The sequence below is a fragment of the Rhizobium acaciae genome, assembly GCF_025941625.1.
Taxonomy (GTDB): Bacteria; Pseudomonadota; Alphaproteobacteria; order Rhizobiales; family Rhizobiaceae; genus Rhizobium; species Rhizobium acaciae.
Window position 1 is genome coordinate 34,012 of the sequence record NZ_JAPCZO010000032.1, and the last position, 21,005, is coordinate 55,016.

16 protein-coding genes are annotated in these 21,005 nt (G+C 61.1%); 5 read left to right on the forward strand and 11 right to left on the reverse strand.

The window, feature by feature from the left end; genetic code table 11:
* The first annotated feature begins 3 nt into the window (after nucleotides 1–3).
* From addB to trxA, 3 genes are all read left to right on the forward strand, one after another.
* The gene (gene addB / locus OLZ32_RS34355) at nucleotides 4–3,195 is read left to right on the forward strand and encodes a double-strand break repair protein AddB (RefSeq protein ID WP_264424766.1); all 3,192 of its coding nucleotides are present in this window, start codon (nucleotides 4–6) and stop codon (nucleotides 3,193–3,195) included.
* On the forward strand, nucleotides 3,188–6,739 hold the full coding sequence (gene addA, locus OLZ32_RS34360; RefSeq protein WP_264424767.1) for a double-strand break repair helicase AddA: 3,552 nt from the start codon (nucleotides 3,188–3,190) through the stop codon (nucleotides 6,737–6,739). Before addB ends, addA begins: the two co-directional genes overlap by 8 nt.
* 75 nt (nucleotides 6,740–6,814) lie before the next feature.
* Nucleotides 6,815–7,135 (forward strand): thioredoxin, encoded by a 321-nt coding sequence (trxA, locus tag OLZ32_RS34365; protein ID WP_003544118.1) that lies wholly within the window; start codon nucleotides 6,815–6,817, stop codon nucleotides 7,133–7,135.
* A gap of 71 nt (nucleotides 7,136–7,206) precedes the next feature.
* Here the strand turns inward: trxA and OLZ32_RS34370 are convergent, their stop codons facing one another.
* The 10 genes from OLZ32_RS34370 to OLZ32_RS34415 all read right to left on the reverse strand — a co-directional run bounded on the left by OLZ32_RS34370 (nucleotide 7,207) and on the right by OLZ32_RS34415 (nucleotide 17,308).
* Complete coding sequence (locus OLZ32_RS34370) at nucleotides 7,207–8,559, reverse strand: bifunctional folylpolyglutamate synthase/dihydrofolate synthase (protein ID WP_011649853.1); 1,353 nt, start codon at nucleotides 8,557–8,559, stop codon at nucleotides 7,207–7,209.
* A 27-nt stretch (nucleotides 8,560–8,586) separates the two neighbouring features.
* The gene (gene accD, locus OLZ32_RS34375) at nucleotides 8,587–9,492 is read right to left on the reverse strand and encodes an acetyl-CoA carboxylase, carboxyltransferase subunit beta (protein ID WP_003544116.1); all 906 of its coding nucleotides are present in this window, start codon (nucleotides 9,490–9,492) and stop codon (nucleotides 8,587–8,589) included.
* 39 nt (nucleotides 9,493–9,531) lie between these two features.
* Entirely contained in the window at nucleotides 9,532–10,371 is an 840-nt protein-coding gene (gene trpA / locus OLZ32_RS34380) for a tryptophan synthase subunit alpha (protein WP_003544115.1), read from the reverse strand.
* A gap of 3 nt (nucleotides 10,372–10,374) precedes the next feature.
* Nucleotides 10,375–11,595: a tryptophan synthase subunit beta gene (trpB, locus tag OLZ32_RS34385; RefSeq protein WP_003544114.1), complete on the reverse strand. Its 1,221-nt coding sequence runs from the start codon at nucleotides 11,593–11,595 to the stop codon at nucleotides 10,375–10,377.
* 2 nt (nucleotides 11,596–11,597) lie between these two features.
* Nucleotides 11,598–12,266: a phosphoribosylanthranilate isomerase gene (locus OLZ32_RS34390; RefSeq protein ID WP_003544113.1), complete on the reverse strand. Its 669-nt coding sequence runs from the start codon at nucleotides 12,264–12,266 to the stop codon at nucleotides 11,598–11,600.
* Nucleotides 12,267–12,432: 166 nt separating this feature from the next.
* Entirely contained in the window at nucleotides 12,433–13,191 is a 759-nt protein-coding gene (locus OLZ32_RS34395) for a M48 family metallopeptidase (RefSeq protein WP_264424769.1), read from the reverse strand.
* Between the two features lie 107 nt (nucleotides 13,192–13,298).
* Nucleotides 13,299–13,733, reverse strand: a complete 435-nt coding sequence (locus tag OLZ32_RS34400) for a DUF2852 domain-containing protein (protein WP_003544108.1) — start codon at nucleotides 13,731–13,733, stop codon at nucleotides 13,299–13,301.
* A gap of 145 nt (nucleotides 13,734–13,878) precedes the next feature.
* The gene (locus tag OLZ32_RS34405; RefSeq protein ID WP_003544107.1) at nucleotides 13,879–15,156 is read right to left on the reverse strand and encodes a polyhydroxyalkanoate depolymerase; all 1,278 of its coding nucleotides are present in this window, start codon (nucleotides 15,154–15,156) and stop codon (nucleotides 13,879–13,881) included.
* A gap of 205 nt (nucleotides 15,157–15,361) precedes the next feature.
* A complete protein-coding gene (locus tag OLZ32_RS34410) occupies nucleotides 15,362–16,204 on the reverse strand; it encodes a fumarylacetoacetate hydrolase family protein (protein ID WP_003544106.1) in 843 nt (280 codons plus the stop codon).
* A gap of 144 nt (nucleotides 16,205–16,348) precedes the next feature.
* Entirely contained in the window at nucleotides 16,349–17,308 is a 960-nt protein-coding gene (locus OLZ32_RS34415; protein ID WP_264424770.1) for a glutathione S-transferase family protein, read from the reverse strand.
* Between the two features lie 172 nt (nucleotides 17,309–17,480).
* Between OLZ32_RS34415 and OLZ32_RS34420 the strand changes: the two genes are divergently transcribed.
* Together OLZ32_RS34420 and OLZ32_RS34425 are read left to right on the forward strand one after the other, a co-directional pair.
* A complete protein-coding gene (locus tag OLZ32_RS34420) occupies nucleotides 17,481–17,765 on the forward strand; it encodes a DUF2218 domain-containing protein (RefSeq protein WP_003544100.1) in 285 nt (94 codons plus the stop codon).
* 45 nt (nucleotides 17,766–17,810) lie between these two features.
* Complete coding sequence (locus OLZ32_RS34425; protein ID WP_003544099.1) at nucleotides 17,811–18,410, forward strand: nitroreductase family protein; 600 nt, start codon at nucleotides 17,811–17,813, stop codon at nucleotides 18,408–18,410.
* Between the two features lie 87 nt (nucleotides 18,411–18,497).
* Here the strand turns inward: OLZ32_RS34425 and gyrB are convergent, their stop codons facing one another.
* The gene (gene gyrB / locus OLZ32_RS34430; RefSeq protein ID WP_026160061.1) at nucleotides 18,498–20,933 is read right to left on the reverse strand and encodes a DNA topoisomerase (ATP-hydrolyzing) subunit B; all 2,436 of its coding nucleotides are present in this window, start codon (nucleotides 20,931–20,933) and stop codon (nucleotides 18,498–18,500) included.
* Between the last annotated feature and the right edge of the window lie 72 nt (nucleotides 20,934–21,005).

Genomic DNA, 21,005 nt, shown 5'->3' on the forward strand with positions numbered 1-21,005 from the left:
GCCATGGCGGAGCGGCACCAGCCACGCATCCTGACGATCCCGGCAGGCCTCTCCTTCCTGAAAACGCTGGCGACGACACTTTGCGACGGCCGATTGACGCCGATTTTCCGGCACGACACCGATGATCCGCTATCGCTTGCCAAAGTAACGATCTACCTGCCGACCCGGCGCGCCGTGCGTGTGCTACGGTCCGAATTCGTCGACCTGCTCGGCGGCCACTCGGCGATTCTCCCCGTCATCCGTCCGCTCGGCGAAACCGATGACGATAGCGGCTATTTCGACGAGGCGCTGCCGGCAACGATCGATCTCGCCCAGCCGCTGTCGAATACCGCCCGTCTGCTGGAGCTTGCGCGTCTGATCCTCGCCTGGCGAAACAAGCTGCCGGAGATCGTCCGCCACATTCACTCGGACTCGCCGCTGGTTGCGCCCGCAAGTCCGGCGGATGCGATCTGGCTCGCCCGCAATCTTGCCGAGCTGATCGATTCCATCGAGACCGAGGATCTCGATTGGTCGGAGCTGTCGAAACTCGATACCGGCGATTATGCCGCCTGGTGGCAGTTGACGGCGGAATTCCTGCAGATCGCCAGCGCCTTCTGGCCGGAGCGGCTGTCCGAACTCGGCAAATCCTCGCTGGCGCGGCACAGAAACGCCATTCTCCGAGCCGAAGCAAGCCGGCTTTCGGCAACGAAACCCGCCGGGCCGATCATCATCGCCGGTTCGACGGGTTCCGTTCCCGCCACCGCCGATCTCATTGCCGCCGTCGCCCATCTGCCGGAAGGCGTGATCGTGCTTCCGGGCCTCGATCTCTCCATGCCCGAGAAGCACTGGCAGATGGTCGCGCCAGAACCGGCGCCAGGCCAACATGCCAATCCGGCAAGCCGGAGCCATCCGCAATATGGTCTGTCGTCTCTGCTCAAGCGGCTGAAGCTGACGCGGGCCGACGTCACGCTCCTCGACAGACCGGAGGCCGATCTTGAGCGGCGTGCCGAAATCCTGTCGCGGGCACTTGCCCCGGCGGAGGCGACCAGCGACTGGGGAGCTTGGAAAAACGACCTGCCGGCAGGCGCGCTGTCTTCGGCCTTCTCTGATGTCTCGCTGATTGAAGCCGCCAATGAGCGCGAGGAAGCAACCGCGATTGCCATCGCGCTCCGGCTGGCGCTGGAAAGACCGGGACAGGACAGCGAGAGCCGGGCAGCACTCATCACTCCGGACCGCAATCTCGCGCGGCGGGTGATGGCCGAGCTTTCCCGCTTCGGCATTCTCGCCGACGATTCGGCGGGCACACCGCTTTCGGCCATGCCGCAGGGCACCTTGCTGCAATTGCTGCTGGAAGCAGCGCTGCGGCCGGGCGATCCGGTGGGGATCGTCTCGCTGCTCAAACATCCGCTTGCCCGCTTCGGCCTGGAGCGCGGTGCATTGATTTCCGCTACCGAGGCGCTCGAGCTGCTGGCACTGCGCGGCGGCGTGGCAGAGGTGGATATCAGCACGCTGGAACCGCTGCTCACGCACCAACTTGCCGAACAGGCCCTGGACAGGCACGCACCGCAATGGCGAAAAGCGCTTTCGCCTGAGGCCGCCGACGCCGCATACGACCTTGCCCGCCGGGTCGCACAAGCGACCGAGCCGCTGGCTTCGGCGCTGATGCGGCATCGGCCGGAAGATCGTGGAAGAACCGCGCGCTTCACATTGTCCGAATGGGCGGAGCGCACCGGCCGTTCGCTTGAAGCGGTCGCAGTCGATCCGCAAGGCAATCTCGCTGATCTCTGGTCGAACGAAGCGGGAGATGCCCTCGCCGCCCTGCTCGGTGAAGTGATCGACACGGACGGCCAGATGGAGGCCGACGGACCGCAATGGATCGACATCATGGCAGCCCTTGCCGCCGGTCATGCGGTGAAGCCACGGGCGCTCAGCCATCCCCGCCTCTTCATCTTCGGCACGTTGGAAGCCCGCCTGCAGAGCGTCGATACGTTGATCCTCGGCGGCCTGAACGAAGGCACTTGGCCGGGACAGACCGCCAACAATCCCTTCATTCCGCGAATGATGAAGACGGAAATCGGCCTCGAGCCGCCGGAGCGGCGCATCGGCCAGCTGGCACATGATTTCGAGATGGCAAACGGCACACGCCATCTGATCTATTCGCGCGCGCTGCGCCAGGGCTCGACGCCAACCGTTGCCTCGCGTTGGCTGCAGCGACTGCTGGCGCTCGGCGGAGAGGCGTTCGAAGCGGAATTGAGGGCTCGCGGTGATCGGTTTCTCCAATGGGCCGCTCTCATCGATCGAGGCGAGGCCCAAGCGCCGGCGCAGCGACCCTCGCCTAAACCGCCGCTGGCGCTGCAGCCGAAATCCTATTCCTTCAGCGAAGTCGGCCGGCTGCGCCGAGATCCCTATGCCATCTATGCCCGTCGCATCCTGCGGCTCGACCCCGTCGACCCGTTCAATCGCGATCCGGGTGCGGCCGAACGCGGAACGCTCTACCACAAGATCATCGACCGGTTCATCCGCGAAGCCCATATCGCCGGCACGCCGGATGCGGCAGCGGCGATGGAACACGTCCTTTCCGAGCTTTTCGACATGGAAAAACTGCCACCGCATATCGATGCCGTGTGGCGGCCGCGTTTTCGCGCGGTGGCCCGCGCCTTCCTCGAATGGGAGGCCGGACGGCGGCATGGCATCCTGAAAACGCTGACGGAGGTTCGGGGCGGCATGGAGCTGGAGCCGATCAATATCCGGCTCACCGGCGTCGCAGACCGGATCGACATAACAGGACCACACTCGGCCGACATCATCGACTACAAGACTGGCTACAATCCCTCGCCGGCGCAGGCACGCGTGCTTCTCGATCCGCAGCTGGCACTCGAAGCGGCGGCGTTGAGCGCCGGCGCTTTTCGCGATGCCGGCAGCCTCGTGCCGCAGGACCTTCTCTATGTGCGTCTGCGTCCGGGAAGCCGCTTTCAAGTCGATACCGTCAACAACGAGAGCTCGGCCCGCAGCGACAAGGCGAAATCGGCGATGGATCTGGCCGCCGAATCGATCGACCAGCTGGTCAAATTCGTGGGGTTGCTGCAATCCAGCGAAAGAGGCTTTACCTCGCGGCTGATCCCGGCCCAGCAATTCGATTTCGGCGGCGACTATGATCATCTCGCCCGCGTCTCCGAATGGTCGACGGCCGAAACCGAAGAGGGCGGCGATGAGTGATGTGACCGCCCTTCCCAACGATGACGATCCGGGCGCCTGGATCGGGTGGACGACGATCCAGCAGGCGATTGCCTCCGATCCGCTGCGTTCAGCATGGGTCTCGGCCAATGCCGGTTCCGGCAAGACGCATGTGCTGACACAGCGCGTCATCCGGCTGCTGCTATCAGGCGCGCGGCCTTCCGCCATTTTATGCCTCACCTATACCAAGGCTGCGGCGTCGGAAATGTCGAACCGCGTCTTCGAACGGCTGGCGGAATGGGTGGTGCTTGACGATGAGGACCTCGGCCGGCGCATCACACAGATCGAAGGCACGGCTCCCGACGGACTGAAGCTTGCCGAGGCACGCCGGCTGTTTGCCAAGGCGCTGGAGACACCCGGCGGACTGAAGATCCAGACGATCCATGCCTTTTGCGAGGCACTGCTGCATCAGTTCCCGCTGGAAGCCAACGTTGCCGGGCATTTCTCGGTTCTCGACGATCGCGCGGCGGTGGCGCTGCTTTCCGATGCGCGCCGGGCGCTGCTGACGGCAACGGCGCCTGACGAAGACAGCGCCCTTGCCGAGGCATTCGCCTACGTGCTCAATCTCGGCGACGAATCCGGGCTGGAGAACCTGCTCGGCGACATCGTCGCCAACCGCAACGCCATTCGTCGTTTTACGGCGACGGCCGAACAGCAGGGCGGTGTGGAGAAGGTCCTGCGCAAAAGGCTCGGCCTTGCCATCGGCGACACGGAAGACAGGATCGCAGCGCAATATTGGCCTTTGCCGGAGCTTTCAGGCAGCGCGCTGGAGCTTTATCTCTCGCTTGCCGACCAGAAGGGCGGTGCGAAGGCGCAGGAGGTTGCCTATGGCCTCAGGCTTGCCGGGCGGGAGCGCGATGACGCAAGGCGCGCTGAGATCCTCGAAAAAATCTTTCTGACCGTGAAGGGCGAGCCCAAGGCGGACTCGCAATTCTTCGTCAAGGCCATGCTTGCCGAGGCACCGCAGCTGGCGGAGGCCATCGCCATTGCCCGCGCGCATGTCGCAGCAAGCCGCGACCGACTGAAACTGATGCGGATGTACGGCGCCACGCATGCAGCGCTCGTGCTCGCCGATCGGCTGAATCACGACTATGAGGAGTTGAAGAAGCAGCGCAGCCAGCTCGACTTCGAGGATCTGATCACCCGCACCGCCGACCTGCTGACAAAAAGTGGCGTCGGCCCCTGGATCCACTACAAGCTCGATCGCGGCATCGATCATATCCTCGTCGACGAGGCGCAGGATACCAGCCCGATCCAGTGGAGCGTCATCCAGTCGCTCGCCGAAGATTTCTTCTCCGGCGAAAGCGCCCGGCCGATGGTGCGCACGCTGTTTGCCGTCGGCGATGAAAAGCAGTCGATCTATTCCTTCCAGGGGGCGCGGCCCGAGCGTTTTTCCGAGGAGAGCGACCGGACGCGGCGGCGCGTTTCCGATAGCGGGCAGAGTTTTTCCTCCGTGCGGCTGCCGCTGTCGTTCCGCTCGACTGCCGACGTGCTCGAGGCGGTCGACCACATTTTCAAGGCGCCCGAAAACGCGCGCGGCCTCAGCGCGCTCGGCGAACCGGTCGTGCATCGTTCCAGCCGCATCGGACATCCCGGCGCCGTCGATCTCTGGGAGATGATTGCGCCGGAAGCGGTGGTGAAGGAGGAGGACTGGACGGCGCCCTTCGACGCGACGCCGGAAAGCGCGCCGGCCGCAATCCTCGCGCGGCGGATCGCCCATTCGATCGGCACGCTTGTCGGCCGCGAAACGATCGTCGACAAAGGCAAGGAGCGCCTGATCGAGGCCGGCGACATTCTGGTGCTGGTGCGCAAGCGCGACGCCTTCGTCAATGCGTTGACGCGGGCGTTGAAGCGCCGCGGCGATGTTCCCGTCGCCGGCGCGGACAGGCTGGTGCTGACCAGCCATATCGCCGTGCAGGATCTGCTGGCGCTCGGCCGTTTCCTGCTTCTGCCGGAAGACGATCTTTCGCTCGCCGCCGTGCTCAAGAGCCCGCTTTTCGATCTCTCCGAGGACGACATCTTTGCGATCGCCGCGTTGCGCGGCGACAATGAAAGCTTCTGGAGCCATCTCCGAAGCTTCGCCGCCGACGGCACCGAACGTTTCCGCGCTGCCGTCGAGAGGCTGGAGCTATTTCTCCGGCAGTCCAGGAGCCTGTCGGTTCACGATTTCTATGCACGCGTGCTGGGTAGCTATGGCGGGCGGCGGCAATTCCTTGCCCGTCTCGGCACCGAGGTCAGCGATATCCTCGACGAATTCCTGACCTTCACGCTCGACCATGAGAGCTCCGGCCTTCCCGGGCTGCAATCCTTCATCTCGACGCTGGAGCTCGAAGCCCCCGTGATGAAGCGCGAGCAGGACAAGGGGCGCAACGAGGTGCGGATCATGACGGTGCATGCCTCCAAGGGCCTTGAGGCACCGATCGTTTTTCTCGTCGACGGCGGTTCGAAGGCCTTCACCCATACCCATCTGCCAAAGCTTCGCCTGATCGAGACCGGCCCCGACGAGCCGCCGATGCCCGTCTGGGTTCCTGTCTCCGATCTCGCCAATTCGATGACCCAGGATGATGCCGCGCGTATCCAGATGCTGGCGGAGGAAGAATATCGTCGGTTGCTCTATGTCGCCATGACGCGTGCCGCCGACCGGCTGATCGTCTGCGGCTATCGTGGCGTGCGTGTGAATAACGACACCTGGCATATGATGATTTCGACGGCACTGCGCGACGACCATCCGCATGTGGAGGCGACCACATTCTCCGGTCCCGATGGGGAATGGCCAGGCATCAGATGGCGGGTGCCACAGGTGGAACGAAGCTTCGAGCGTATCGATCGCAAGGAAGAGCGCGACAGCGAGGAGACCCTGCCGGACGGCCTGTTGCGGCCATTGCCGCCGCAGGCTGAGCTGCCTCGGCCGCTCAGCCCTTCCGGCGCCGGGACGATCATCGATGAAGACGAGGGCGGTCTGCTGGTCGTCTCGCCGCTGTTCGGCGAAAAGCAGCGCAGTGATCGTTCGCTGGAGAAAGGCAGGCTGATCCATCGCATGCTGCAGGCGCTTCCCGAAATTCCACTTGGCGAACGGCCTGATGCGGCGAGCCGCTATGCCGAAAGGGCGGCGCGATTCTGGCCGGAAGGCGAACGGCGCAAGCTTGTCGATTCGGTTCTGAAACTATTGGACGAGGAAGGTCTGCAGGCCGTCCTCGGTGCGCAGGCCCAGCCAGAGGTCTCGATCATGGGAACATTGACGCTCGAAGACCGACGCTATGCTGTCTCCGGCCGTATCGACCGGCTTGCCGTCCTTGCCGATCGCGTCGTCATTCTCGACTACAAGACCAATCGGGTGCCGCCGGCAACAGAAGAAGCTATCCCCTTCGCGCACCGGGCACAGCTTGCGATCTATCGCGAGATCCTGGCGCCGCTCTATCCTGATAGGCGTATCGATTGCATGCTTGTCTATACCGAGAACGCTTCGCTCTACACGCTGAGCGAAAAGGCGCTCGGTTTGGCGCTTGCAGCGGTCAAGACAAAGTGAAATACCGGACATTGAAAATTCGGCACCGCACCATCACATGTGGTTCAACACCCAATTCCGTTAAAGGAGCAGCCCATGGCTACCGTGAAAGTCGATATCAATAACTTCCAGTCGGAAGTTCTGGAATCCGCAGAACCCGTCGTCGTCGATTTCTGGGCCGAATGGTGCGGCCCGTGCAAGATGATTGCTCCGAGCCTCGAAGAAATCGCCGTCGAGATGGAAGGCAAGGTCAAGGTCGCCAAGCTGAATATCGATGAGAATCCGGAACTCGCCGCACAGTTTGGTGTGCGCTCCATTCCGACCCTTGCAATCTTCAAGGGCGGCGAAGTTGCCGATATCTCGGTCGGCGCAAAGCCGAAGACGGCTCTTTCGAACTGGATTTCGAGCGCTGCCTGATTGATATCGACGAATTTATATCACATTGACGAAAAAGCCCGGCTCGACCGGGCTTTTTCATTTCGCAGCCTTCATTTCGGGGGCGTGCCGTTGTCGGCGAGCACGTCGCCGACGAGATAGAGAGAGCCGCCGACCAGGATGCGCGGCGGCAATGCCTCCGGATCGGCGACGGCTTTTATCGCTTCCAGCGCATCGCCGACGGTCGACATCGGTTCGGCAACCAAACCGGCATCATAAGCGGCATTCGACAATATCACCGGGTCGATCATCGCTTCGCTGCCGCGGATCGGCACGCAGAAAACCTTCTCGACCAGACCGGCAAAGGCCTTGAAATAACCGACCGGATCCTTGGTGTTGATCATGCCGATAATCAGGAAAAGCGGCCGAGACTGGCGCTCCTCGAAATTGGCCATGGCTTCGGCGATCACTTCGCCGGCACCGGGATTATGCCCGCCATCGATCCAGATCTCGGCGCCGGCGGGCGCATGCGACAGCAGCCGGCCCTCGCTCAGACGCTGCAGCCGGCCCGGCCATTCGACCGAACTCATCGCCTTTTCCATCATTGTCTCGGTAACGGTGAAACCCGCTGCCTTGACGGCACGAATGGCGGCGGCGGCATTGGCATATTGATGCCGGCCGGGGAGGCGCGGCAGCGGCAGGTCGGCAAGACCGAATTCGTCCTGGTAGACGAGCCGGCCATATTCCTCATGCGCCATAAAGTCTTGGCCGAAGACGGCGCTCGGGCAATGCAGCCGCTCAGCCGTCGACATCAGCACGTCGAGTGCTGCGTCATATTCCTGATGACCGATGACAACGGGAAATCCCGGCTTCATGATACCGGCCTTTTCGGCCGCGATCAGCTCGACCCTGTCGCCGAGATAGGGCTGGTGATCCAGCGAAATCGGCATGATGACCGAGACAGCCGGATCGGAAATGACATTGGTCGCGTCGAACCGGCCGCCGAGACCGACTTCGATGATCGCGGCATCGGCCGGATGTTCGGAAAACAGGATGAAGGTGACCGCCGTCAGGATTTCGAAGACGGTAATGTGCTGTCCTGCATTGGCATCGGCCACGCGACGCACGGCCTCGGCAAAGACGGCGTCATCCACAAGCTGTCCGCGTCCGCCTTTGACGCCAATGCGGTACCGCTCGTGCCAATTGACGAGATGCGGCGAGGTGTGGACGTGAGCGCTGTAGCCACCGGCTTCGAGCAGGGCGCGGCAAAAGGCGGTGACCGACCCCTTGCCATTGGTGCCGGCGACATGGATCACGGGCGGCAGTTTCCTGTGCGGATTGCCGAGCACATCGAGAAGACGGGTGATGCGATCGAGAGACAGATCAAAACCCTTGGGATGCAATCCCATGAGCTTGTCGATCTCCTGTGCTGCCTCGCTCACCGCGGTTTGGCCTCTGGGTATCAATTCGGCACCCCGCCTGCTTGTCGGTTATCAGGCGCTCGCCGCCAGAGCGATCGCGCCGCCGTTCATGTCGTTTGCCGCCGATACCGGCTTCTTCGTCAGGATCTTCAAGAGGCGCGCCAGCGTTTCCGGAATATCGTGACGTTTGACGACCATATCGACCATACCATGTTCCAGCAGGTATTCGGCGGTCTGGAAGCCTTCGGGCAGTTTTTCACGCAGAGTCTGTTCGATCACTCGCTTGCCGGCAAAGCCGATTTCGGCGCCGGGCTCGGCCAGATGAATATCGCCAAGCATGGCATAGGAGGCCGTGACGCCACCGGTCGTCGGATTGGTCAGCACGACGATATAGGGCTGGCCGGATTCTTTCAGCATGTCGACGGCAACCGTCGTGCGCGGCAGCTGCATCAGCGACAGGATGCCTTCCTGCATGCGCGCACCGCCGGAAGCGGGGAACATCACCAGAGGGCACTTTTCAGCCGTCGCGCGCTCGAAAGCCTTGACGATCGCCTCGCCGGCGGCCATGCCGAGCGAACCGCCGATAAAGTTGAATTCGTGCACAACGGCCACCAGTTTCAGTCCCTGCACCTTTCCGACACCGGCGAGGATCGTATCCTCCTGTTCGGTCTTCAGGCGGCTGTCGCGCAAGCGATCGCTATATTTCTTCGAATCGCGGAACTTCAGCGGGTCCTGCGCGACCTTCGGCTGCGGCAGCGATTCGAACTCGCCATTGTCGAAAAGATCGGCCAGGCGCGCCTTGGCCGGCATCTTCATGTGATAACCGGACGCCGGAATGACCCATTTGTTGCCTTCCAGGTCCTTGTGGAAGACCATCTCGCCCGTTTCCGGGCACTTGATCCAGAGGTTCTCCGGCACTTCGCGACGGCCCAGCATGGAATTGATCCGCGGGCGAACGTAGTTGGTGATCCAGTTCAACTCGAATACTCCTGATAAATTTTTTCCAGTGTGCGCAAACTATTCGGCAGCAACAAGGCGCGCCGAACGTGTTCCCGTGGAAAGGCCGCGCACCAGCGTGGCAACGGCCTGAACGGTGTCCGCTGTTGCCTTTCCGTCATGCGTCAAGCTGGTCGCGACCTGATTGACGATCGCGGTGCCGACGACGACGCCGTCGGCCGAACCGCCGATGACCTTTGCGTGTTCCGCCGTCTTGACGCCGAAGCCGACACAGACGGGCAGGCTGGTGTGCTGCTTGATGCGCTCGACCGCGCCGGACACCAGCGACGGATCGGGCAGCGCCGAACCGGTGATGCCGTTCATCGAGACGTAGTAGACGAAGCCCGAAGTGTTCTTCAGGACCTTCGGCAGGCGCTTCTCATCCGTCGTCGGCGTCGCCAGGCGGATGAAATTGATGCCTTTGCGGATGGCCGGAATGCAGAGTTCGTCATCCATCTCGGGCGGCAGGTCGACAACGATCAGGCCGTCGATGCCGGCTAAGAGCGCGTCGTCGAGGAATTTCTCGACGCCGTAAATATAGATCGGGTTGTAGTAACCCATCATCACGATCGGCGTCGCATCATTGGTCTTGCGGAAATCGGCCGCCAGTTGCAGCGTCTTCTTCAGCGTCTGGCCGCCTTTCAGCGCGCGCTGGCCGGCCAGCTGGATCGCCGGGCCGTCGGCCATCGGATCGGAAAAGGGCATACCGAGCTCGATAATGTCGGAGCCCGCCTCCGGCAGCGCCTTCATGATGCCGAGCGAGGTGTCGTAGTCAGGATCGCCGCCCATGAAATAGGTCACAAGCGCCGGACGGCCCTCGGCCTTCAGCTCGGCAAAGCGTTTGTCCATGCGTGCGGTCATGTCTTACAGTCCCATTCCCAGAATCTTGCCGACGGTGAAGATATCCTTGTCGCCGCGGCCGGAGAGGTTCATCAGGATGATCTCGTCCTTGCCCATCGTCGGTGCGCGTTTGATCACCTCGGCAATCGCATGCGAGGGCTCGAGCGCCGGGATGATGCCTTCGAGGCGGGTCAGGGTCTGGAAAGCCTCAAGCGCTTCGTGATCCATGATCGGCACATAGTCGACACGGCCGGTATCGTTCAGCCAGGAATGTTCGGGGCCGATGCCGGGATAATCGAGACCGGCCGAAATCGAATGGCCTTCCTTGATCTGACCGTCGCCGTCCTGCAGCAGGTAGGTGCGGTTGCCGTGTAGCACGCCCGGCGAACCGGCAGTGATCGAGGCGCAATGTTCGTCGCCCTGCAGGCCCTTGCCGCCGGCTTCGACGCCGACGATCTTGACAGAGGGATCATCCAGGAAAGGATGGAAAATGCCGATGGCGTTCGAACCGCCGCCGACGGCAGCGATGACCAGATCCGGAAGACGGCCTTCGGCTGCCAGCATCTGCTCCTTCGCTTCGATGCCGATCACCGACTGGAAATCGCGGACCATCTCCGGATAGGGATGCGGACCGGCTGCCGTTCCGATCAGGTAATAGGTATCCTCGACATTGGTGACCCAGTCGCGAAGCGCCTCGTTCATGGCGTCCTTCAGCGTGCCGCTGCCTGCCGTGACCGGCTTTACTTCCGCGCCGAGCAGCTTCATGCGGAAAACATTCGGTGCCTGACGCTCGACGTCGGTGGCACCCATATAGACGACGCAGGGAAGGCCAAAGCGGGCGGCAACGGTCGCGGAGGCGACGCCGTGCTGCCCGGCACCGGTTTCGGCGATGATGCGGGTCTTGCCCATGCGCTTGGCGAGCAGGATCTGGCCGATGCAATTGTTGATCTTGTGCGAGCCGGTATGGTTCAGCTCCTCGCGCTTGAAATAGATCTTCGCGCCGCCGAGTTCGGCCGTCAGCCGCTCGGCGAAATAGAGCGGGCTCGGGCGGCCGATATAATGGGCGCCGAGATGCTTCAATTCGGCCTGGAATGCCGGATCGTTCTTTGCCCTGTTCCACTCGTCCTGCAGGTCGAGTATCAGCGGCATCAGCGTTTCGGCCACGAAACGACCGCCATAAATGCCGAAACGGCCATCTTCATCGGGGCCGGAACGGAAGGAATTCGGTTTAGGCGTCTCGTTCACTCTCAACTCCCTGAGGCCATGATCGGCGCATTCGCCTTTTCGACCGCGTCAAAAAATTCATCGATCTTCGCGACGCTCTTCACGCCAGGCGCAGTTTCGACTCCCGAGGAGACGTCGATACCCGGTGCCTTGGTGATGAAAAGCGCCTCGGCGACGTTGTCCTTGTTCAGCCCGCCGGAAAGCATGTAGTCGACGCTGCCGTCAAGCCAGCTGAGAAGGCTCCAATCGAAGGAAATACCGTTGCCGCCAGGCAGTTCCGAACCCTTCGGCGCTTTGGCGTCGAAGAGGAAACGGTCGGCGATGCCGATATAGGCCTCGACGCGCTTCAGGTCGTCTGCCGTGCGGACCGAAAAGACCTTCATCACAGGCAGACCATAGAGCGCTTTTATGGTCAGCACATGTTCAGGGCTCTCGTTGCCGTGAAGCTGCAGCATATCCGGCTTCAACAACGACACGATCTCGTCGAGTTCGTCATTGGTCGGATCGACGACGACAGCGACGATTTTCGCCTTGCCACGCGCAGGTTCGGCCAGCTTTGCCGCTAGGTCCGGCTCGATATAACGCGGGCTCTTTTCGAAGAAGATAAAACCGATATGGGTCGCACCGCGCTTCAGCGCGCGATCGACAGCCTCAGGCGTCTTCAAACCACAGATCTTGATATCCGGTCTCATGGCAGCGAAGTGACACGAAATGCGGAAAGAGTCGAGCCAATTTGCGACGGACACTGAATTTAGCACGGCTCTCGGCCAGAGCGCCGTACGTCCAAAGGACGCGCTATCACTTTAAATCTGCGCATAATCCTTTCCGAAAAACCGATTCGATTTTCGAGGTTATGCGCTAGTCGAAATCGATGGCATGCAACTGGCTGCCATGCCGCTTGAGCCAGGATTTCGCCTCCTCCATGCCGGGGCAAAGCTTACGACAGAGGGCCCAGAAGTGCGGGCCGTGGTTCATTTCCTTGAGGTGGGCGACCTCATGGGCGGCGAGATAATCGATCACCGACGGCGGCGCCATGACGATACGCCAGGAAAAGCTCAGATTTCCCTCCGACGAACAGGAGCCCCAGCGGCTGCGGGTATCCTTCATCGAGATCGAGCGGATCGGCGCCCGGATGGTTGCGGCATGCATCGTCGCCAGTCTTGCGAGATCGGCACGCGCCTCTTTCTTGAGAAAGGCCGCAATGCGCCGTCCGACATGCTCCGGCATGCCGCTGATGCGCAACACCGGGATGCCGTCTATGGACACCGCCTCCGTCAGCCCGCGCAAGCTACCGCTATGCTGGATACGATGGGAAACGCCGCGAAGGAGAATTTCGCCGCCGTCACGCAGGCCGGTATCGGTCGAAAACTTGGCAAGCTTGGTGAGCAGCCAACCCTGGTGACGATCGAGGAAGGCATTGACCTCGCGCGCGGCAAGGCCTTTCGGCACCGTCATCTTCAAGGCGCGGCCACCCGGTTCGATGCGCAGCGTGATGCGTGTCGCCCGGTCATGCTGCTTGATCGTCAGCGGCATGAGCCGGCCGGCCACGTCGAGCGTCCGCATTTCGGGCGGAGCCGGCTTTCGCGCCTTCGACCTTGTTTTCAGAAGCGAGAACATGCGTGTTTTCTATACGATTCGCCGGCAAATCGAAATGATCGGCGGAAGGGCAGACATGGAAAAACCGGCATCGCGAGATGCCGGTCATCAATTCATCGTTCAGGCGTTTACGGCGTCTGATATTCAGCGACCGGGCCATTGTCATCGCGCTTGGCGTTCCTGCGGTCACGCATGAAGCGGTCGAACTCTTCCTGATCCTTGGCGCGGCGGAGCTCGCGCAGATAGGAGTCGAATTCCTCGCGCATTTCGTCAAGCTTGCGGCGCTCTTCCTCCATCCGGTCGAGTTCGGTCTTGCGCCAGTCGTCGAAGGCGACGTTGCCGGTCGAAAAATGCGGGCGGTGACGGCCATGCGGGCGGCGGCAGGAGGCAAAGAAGCCATCGGTCGCCTGGTTGACGTCACGCTTGAAGCCGCGCAGACGGTCGCCGAAGATGATGTAGGCAAGCATGGCAAGACCCAGAGGCCAGAAAACCATGAAGCCGAGAATCATCAGGGCAATGGTAGCCGGAGTCCAATCCGGTCGAAGCAATGCTGACTGGTTCATCGTGCGGGTATCCCTCGCTTTCCGCGCCCGGCAGAATACCGAACGCTGAAATCGATGTGGTTACCGCAATAACCGCCTTCAAGACGATTGCCCGCGAAATCGGATAAGGCCTTGAATCCGTTTTGCTAATTCAGCTGTCTCTGATTCAGCCCGCCCGGCCGCCCTTGATGACACGCGGAATCGGAGGCTTGATGGCGGAACGGGAATGCTGTCGGACGAAATCGATGATGCGCGGCGCAATCTCGCGGCGGAAACGCGAGCCGTTGAAAACACCATAATGGCCGACATCCGGCTGAAGATAATGCATGCGCATATCTTCGGGAATGTTCACGCAGATGGTCTGCGCCGCCATTGTCTGGCCGACCCCTGAGATATCGTCATTCTCACCTTCGACGGTCAGCAGCGCCACGTTGCGAATTGCTGATGGATCGACGCGTTTACCGCGATGCATCAGTTCGCCCTTCGGCAGCGAATGCTTGATGAAGACCTCCTCCACCGTCTGCAAATAGAATTCGGCGGTCAGATCCATGACGGCGAGATATTCGTCGTAGAAATCGCGATGTCTTTCCGGCTCGCCGTCGTTCTTCACGAGATGCATGAAGAACTCCTTGTGCGCGACGAGGTGGCGATCAAGATTCATCGACATGAAGCCCGAAAGCTGCAGGAACCCTGGGTAGACCGGGCGCATGAAGCCCGGCTGCGGCCAAGGCACGTTCATGATGACATTGTCGGAGAACCACTGCAGCGACCGCTCCTGGGCGAGCTTGTTGACCGCCGTCGGGTTGATGCGCGTATCGATCGGGCCGCCCATCAGCGTCATCGACGCCGGCGATAGCGGATCCCTGGCTTCTTCCATCACGGCAGCGGCTGCCAGCACCGGAACGGAAGGCTGACAGACGGCGACGACATGCGTATCGTGACCAAGGAAATGCAGCATCTCGATGACGTAGTCGACGTAATCGTCGAAATCGAACGTGCCTTCCGTCATCGGCACCATGCGGGCGTCGATCCAGTCGGTGATGTAGATATCGGCACTCGGCAGCAGCGCCTCGACCGTGCCGCGCAGCAGCGTGGCATAGTGGCCGGACATCGGCGCGACGATCAGAATGCGTGGATCATTGCCGCGGACGGCTGGAACACTGCGGGCGAAATGCAGAAGATTGCAGAAGGGTCGCGACCAGACGACCTCTTCGCGGACGGACACCGTCTTGTCACCGATCGTCGTCTGCTTCAGTCCGAATTCCGGTTTCCCGTAGCGGCGCGTCGTGCGTTCGAACATTTCGAGACTTGCCGCCATCGTCCGGCCGAACGGCGTGTGGGAGAACGGATTCAGCGGATTGGCATAGGCAAATCGCATGATATCGGCCGCGGCGCGAAACGGCGCCATGGCGGCATGGTTCAATTCATAAAGCTGATAAAACATTGGAAGGCGCCACCTTTCTCTATCGAAAAGATGACACCGATTGAGAGGCATCGACTCTTTTCGTAACGCGGGCACGTCGCGCAGACTAACAGGTTTTTGTTGCACAGCAACATTGACGAACCAGACCCACACAACAAATGCCGCAGAATTGACCTGCGGCATCATAATCGACCTGAAAACTTAAGTTTCTCAACAGGAAGCGTCGTTAACGATCCGCTACAAAGGTCTGCTTCTGCGTGCCGAGACCTTCGATGCCGAGTTCGACCACGTCGCCGGCCTTGAGATAACGCGGCGGCTTGAGGCCCATGCCGACGCCCGGAGGCGTGCCGGTCGAGATCACGTCACCGGGATGCAGCGACATGAACTGGCTGAGGTAGGAGACGAGGAAGGCAACCCCGTAAACCATCGTCTTCGACGAGCCGTTCTGCATCTTCTGGCCGTTAACCGTCAGCCACATGCCGAGGTTCTGCGGTTCGGCAATTTCATCCTTGGTCACGAGCCAGGGGCCGATCGGGCCAAAGGTGTCGCAGGATTTGCCCTTGGTCCACTGACCGGACCGCTCGGTCTGGAAAGCGCGCTCGGAAACGTCATTGGAAACGCAATAACCGGCGACATAATCCAGCGCTTCGGCTTCCGTCACATATTTGGCGGTTTTGCCGATGACGACGCCGAGCTCGACTTCCCAATCGGTCTTTTCCGAACCGCGCGGAATGATGACATTGTCGTTCGGTCCGACGATTGCGGATGTTGCTTTCATGAAGATGATCGGCTCGGGCGGCACGGTCGCACCGGTTTCGGCAGCGTGATCCGAATAATTCAAGCCGATGCAGATGAACTTGCCAGTGCCCGCGACGCAGGCGCCGATGCGGCCGGGGACAAGTTCCGGAAGGCTCTTCGGATCGATGGTCGCTATCTTTGCAAGGCCTGCCGGTCCGATCGCTTCACCGCCGATATCGGCGACATGACCGGAGAGATCGCGGATCTTGCCATCGGCATCGAGAAGTGCTGGTTTTTCACTGCCTGCTTCGCCAACACGCATCAGCTTCATGGAATTTCCTCCTCAACGAAAACGGATTTGCAGCCACCTATGAACGAATTATTCATCGGTGTCATTACGGCTTTGCCGGGAAGCGGTACGGCTTTGCCGCGATTCGGATGATTTTCTGCCGAAAACCGCCCGTGCCTGCCGGCATCATGCTCTAAAAATTTCCACCAGATCCGGGCCGACGGGAACGATCTTCGTCGGATTAAGACTTTCGATCGAATAGTAGCCGCGCTTGATGTGATCGAGGTTCACCGTCTCACCGATGCCCGGCCAATCCAGCATGCGGCGGCAGAAGGCGCGCAGATTGGCATAGTCGGAAAGCCGGCGCAGATTGCATTTGAAGATGCCGTGATAGGCGACGTCGAAGCGCACCAGCGTTGCAAAAAGCCGGATATCGCTCTCGGTGGGATGATCGGCGAAGAGAAAAGACCGGCCCTCGAACTGCTGCTCGACCCAGTCGAGGCAGGCAAAGACATCGGCAAAGGCTTCTTCGTAGGCGATCTGCGTGGTGGCGAAACCGGCTCTGTAGACACCGTTGTTGAGATCAGGATAGATGCGATCGTTGAAAGCATCGATCTCGGTGCGCCTCTCCGCCGGGTAAAGATCGATCGGATTTTTTGCCAGACCGCCGAAGCCGCTGTTCAGCATACGCAGAATATCGGCGGATTCATTGTTGACGATGGTCTCTTTCTGCTTGTCCCAGAGAACCGGCACGGTGGCCCGGCCGGTGAAATCGGGTGCTGCCCTTGTATAGATTTCATGCATATAGGTTACGCCGTTGACGTGATCCTCCGTCGCGCCGGGATAATCCCCGAAGCGCCAGCCCTGCTTGCCCAGCAGCGGCTCGACGACCGAGACCGAGATGATATCTTCCAGGCCCTTGAGCTTGCGGCCGATCAGGGTGCGCGAGGCCCAGGGGCAGATATAGGCGACATAGAGATGGTAACGGCCGGCGCTGGCTGCAAAGCTGCCTTCGCCCGTCGGCCCGGCGCTACCATCCGGGGTGACCCAGTTGCGGAAACTCGAGGTCTGCCTGATGAAGCCGCCCTTTTCGTCCTTTGCCTGCACGGGCTGCCAGTCTTCCGTCCATTTTCCGTTCACCAGCATGCGCAACTCCCGCAATCGATTGACCAAAGCGGTTGATTATCCTGCTTCGACGCCGGCGTCAGGCCGCTTTTATGAAGACAATCTGTACACCCGAGCTGCGACGATGCTGCGCTTGCCAAGCCGGTGAAGCAGGAAATATGTCTCTGCTATACAAAATGACGTGGAGTTCGAAATGCATCTCTCGAAGGCCGTCGTGCAGACCGAACATGGGAGCCGCTACCTGCAGCAGCTCTGCAAACACTGGAGCCACAAATTCGACGTCGAATTCGATCCTCTGAAGGGCCGGGTGCCGTTCAGCGATACGGCCGAGGTGACGTTTGCGGCCGACGATGCGGCACTGACCATGACACTGTCCGTTGCCGATCCCTCGCAACAGGAAAGGATGCAGCACGTCATCGACGATCATCTGAAGCGCTTCGCCTTCCGCGAAGAACTCGACATCGTCTGGACGGCCTAAGCCCAGCCCCGATCCAAATTTTTTTCCCCAAACCATGGAACAAGCATGACGAAGAGCAATAGTCGCGAATCGGAATATTCGATCGATCCGATGTTTCTTGACCGCTGGTCGCCGCGCGCCTTCACCGGCGAAATCATCGAGGAAGCGCAGCTGCTCGGTCTGCTCGACGCCGCCCATTGGGCGCCGTCCTCGGCCAACCAGCAGCCCTGGCGCTTCATCTATGGCCTCAAGGGTTCGGAGCATTGGGAGAAATTCGTCGCATTGCTCGTCGACGCCAACCAGGAATGGGCCAGGCATGCATCGGCGCTGATCTTCGTCGTGTCGCGTGCGTTCACCGGGGCCGTCGGCTCGGCTGAGGAAAAGCCGAGCTACACCCATTCCTTCGATGCCGGTGCGGCATGGGGGCATCTGGCGATCCAGGCGCGCCTCTCCGGCCTTTACGCCCATGGCATGGGCGGCATCAAGCATGAGGAGATCAGGCAGGCTTTCGCCATTCCCGAGGGATACCGGGTCGAAGCAGGCGTCGCCATCGGCCGCCTGGCCGACAAGAGCGTTCTTTCCGAACGCAATCAGGCACGCGAATTCCCCAGCCAGCGCAAGCCGCTCTCCGAGGTCGCCTTCAACGGGCGCTTCGTCGCGAATTGAGCGGAGCCAAAGGCCAAGCAGATATCGGGCAAACTAAAGCCCCGCCATCCTCAAGGATAGCGGGGCCATTTATTTCTGAAATATCAATTAGATATCGAGGTTTGCAACGCTCAGCGCATTGTCCTGGATGAATTCGCGCCGCGGCTCGACTTCGTCACCCATCAGACGGGCGAAGAGACCGTCGGCGTCGGTGGCGTCGTTGACCCTGACCTGCAGCAGCGAGCGCACATTCGGATCGAGCGTCGTTTCCCAGAGCTGCTCGGCATTCATCTCGCCAAGACCTTTGTAGCGCTGCATGGTGAGGCCCTTGCGGCCGCTTGCGAAGATCGCGTCGAGCAGGGCACGCGGGCCGGAGATTTCGATGTCGCCTTCGCGGCGATGCAGCGACGGCGGCGTCTGATAGATTTCCTTGAGGCGTGCCGTCAGCTGGTCGATATGACGGGCATCCGAGGAGCCGATTAGCGCCATGTCGAGCACCACGAGTTCCCTGACGCCGCGGACCATGCGCTCGAGGCGCAGTCCGCCATCGCTGGTCAGATCGCCCTGCCAGCCGCGTTCGGTTTCCTCGGCGATGATGTCGAGGCGTCCAGCCACTTCGTTTGCCAGCGCCAGCGCTCTCGCCGGGTCGCTGGCGAGCTCGGCATTGAGCGCGCCGGCAATCGCCGCTTGTTCGACGGCGGAACGATTATAGCGAGAATGGAGATTGTCGAGCAGCGCGCGCATACGCAGGGCATCGAGGATGACCTCGCGCAGATCCTGGCCGGCGCGAACCTCGCCGCTACCGAGCCTCAGCGAAGCATCTTCCAGGCCCTGGCTGATGAGATATTCTTCGAGCGCCTTCTCATCCTTCAGATACTGCACCGACTTGCCGCGCGAGACCTTATAGAGCGGCGGCTGGGCGATATAGAGATGACCGCGCTCGATCAGTTGCGGCATCTGGCGGAAGAAGAAGGTCAGCAGCAGGGTGCGGATATGGGCGCCGTCGACATCGGCGTCCGTCATGATGATGATCTTGTGGTAGCGCAGCTTTTCGACATTGAACTCGTCCTTGCCGATGCCGGTACCGAGCGCGGTGATCAATGTGCCGATTTCCTGGCTCGACAGCATCTTGTCGAAACGAGCACGTTCGACGTTCAGGATCTTGCCGCGCAGCGGCAGGATCGCCTGGTTCTCGCGCGAGCGGCCCTGCTTGGCCGAGCCGCCGGCAGAATCGCCCTCGACAAGGAAGACTTCGGATTTTGTCGGATCACGCTCGGAGCAGTCGGCGAGCTTGCCCGGCAGCGAAGCGATATCGAGTGCGCCCTTGCGGCGGGTCAATTCGCGGGCCTTGCGGGCCGCTTCGCGTGCGGCGGCGGCCTCGACGACCTTGCCGACGAGGATTTTGGCTTCGCTTGGGTGTTCTTCGAACCAGGTGTTCAGCGCCTCGTTGACGAGACTTTCGACAACAGGACGGACTTCCGAGGAGACGAGCTTATCCTTGGTCTGCGAGGAAAATTTCGGATCCGGCACCTTGACCGACAGAACCGCCGTCAGGCCTTCGCGGCAATCTTCGCCCTGCAGCGTCACCTTTTCCCTTTTGGTGATGCCGGAACTGTCGGCATAGGAAACGACCTGGCGCGTCAGCGCCGCTCGGAAGCCGGCCATATGCGTGCCGCCGTCGCGCTGGGGAATGTTGTTGGTGAAGCACAGCACGTTCTCATGATAGCTGTCGTTCCACCACATCGCGACTTCGACGGTGATGCCGTCCTTTTCGCCGCGGATGGCAACCGGCTTGTCGACGAGCGACTTCTTGGCGCGGTCCAGATAGGCAACGAAAGCCTCGAGGCCGCCGTCATAACGCAGCTCTTCCTGCTTGATATCGGAATGACGCTTGTCGGTCAGCAGGATGCGGACGCCTGAATTCAAGAAGGCGAGCTCGCGAAGGCGATGCTCCAGCGTGCCGTAGTCGAACTCCGTCATGGTGAAGGTGTCGGTGCTCGGCATGAAGCTCACTTCCGTGCCGGTTTCATTCGGCGCGTCGCCCGTAACCTTCAGCGGAGCATCGGCCACGCCATGGGTGAAGCTCATTTCATGGATCTTGTCGTGACGGCGGATCTTCAGCTTCAACCAGACGGACAGCGCGTTGACGACGGAGACGCCGACGCCGTGCAGGCCGCCGGAAACCTTGTAGGAATTCTGGTCGAACTTACCGCCGGCATGAAGCTGCGTCATGATGACTTCGGCCGCCGACACGCCTTCACCGGTGTGAATGTCCGTCGGGATGCCGCGACCATTGTCGGTGACGGTCACCGAGCCATCCGGATTGAGGGTGACGGTGACGATGTCGGCATGGCCGGCAAGCGCTTCGTCGATCGCGTTGTCGACGACTTCATAGACCATGTGATGCAGGCCGGAGCCGTCGTCGGTATCGCCGATATACATGCCGGGGCGTTTGCGCACGGCATCGAGGCCCTTCAGAACCTTGATGGAATCTGCGCCATATTCGGTGCTTACGCCGTTTTCCGTCGCGGATGTATCGCTCATTCTGTCGAGATTTTCCCTGTTGTCGTAAAGCTGCGGCGCGCCTTGCGAATCACCGGCTTTCTTCACTCTCGT

What these genes read in the sequence shown, in the direction of transcription:
- addB (WP_264424766.1), top strand. Translation starts at nt 4, where the DNA reads ATGGCGGAGCGGCACCAGCCACGCATCCTGACGATCCCGGCAGGCCTC.
- addA (WP_264424767.1), top strand. Translation starts at nt 3,188, where the DNA reads ATGAGTGATGTGACCGCCCTTCCCAACGATGACGATCCGGGCGCCTGG.
- trxA (WP_003544118.1), top strand. Translation starts at nt 6,815, where the DNA reads ATGGCTACCGTGAAAGTCGATATCAATAACTTCCAGTCGGAAGTTCTG.
- trpA (WP_003544115.1), bottom strand. Translation starts at nt 10,371, where the DNA reads ATGACCGCACGCATGGACAAACGCTTTGCCGAGCTGAAGGCCGAGGGC.
- OLZ32_RS34390 (WP_003544113.1), bottom strand. Translation starts at nt 12,266, where the DNA reads ATGAGACCGGATATCAAGATCTGTGGTTTGAAGACGCCTGAGGCTGTC.
- OLZ32_RS34395 (WP_264424769.1), bottom strand. Translation starts at nt 13,191, where the DNA reads ATGTTCTCGCTTCTGAAAACAAGGTCGAAGGCGCGAAAGCCGGCTCCG.
- OLZ32_RS34400 (WP_003544108.1), bottom strand. Translation starts at nt 13,733, where the DNA reads ATGAACCAGTCAGCATTGCTTCGACCGGATTGGACTCCGGCTACCATT.
- OLZ32_RS34405 (WP_003544107.1), bottom strand. Translation starts at nt 15,156, where the DNA reads ATGTTTTATCAGCTTTATGAATTGAACCATGCCGCCATGGCGCCGTTT.
- OLZ32_RS34410 (WP_003544106.1), bottom strand. Translation starts at nt 16,204, where the DNA reads ATGAAGCTGATGCGTGTTGGCGAAGCAGGCAGTGAAAAACCAGCACTT.
- OLZ32_RS34415 (WP_264424770.1), bottom strand. Translation starts at nt 17,308, where the DNA reads ATGCTGGTGAACGGAAAATGGACGGAAGACTGGCAGCCCGTGCAGGCA.
- OLZ32_RS34420 (WP_003544100.1), top strand. Translation starts at nt 17,481, where the DNA reads ATGCATCTCTCGAAGGCCGTCGTGCAGACCGAACATGGGAGCCGCTAC.
- OLZ32_RS34425 (WP_003544099.1), top strand. Translation starts at nt 17,811, where the DNA reads ATGACGAAGAGCAATAGTCGCGAATCGGAATATTCGATCGATCCGATG.
- gyrB (WP_026160061.1), bottom strand. Translation starts at nt 20,933, where the DNA reads ATGAGCGATACATCCGCGACGGAAAACGGCGTAAGCACCGAATATGGC.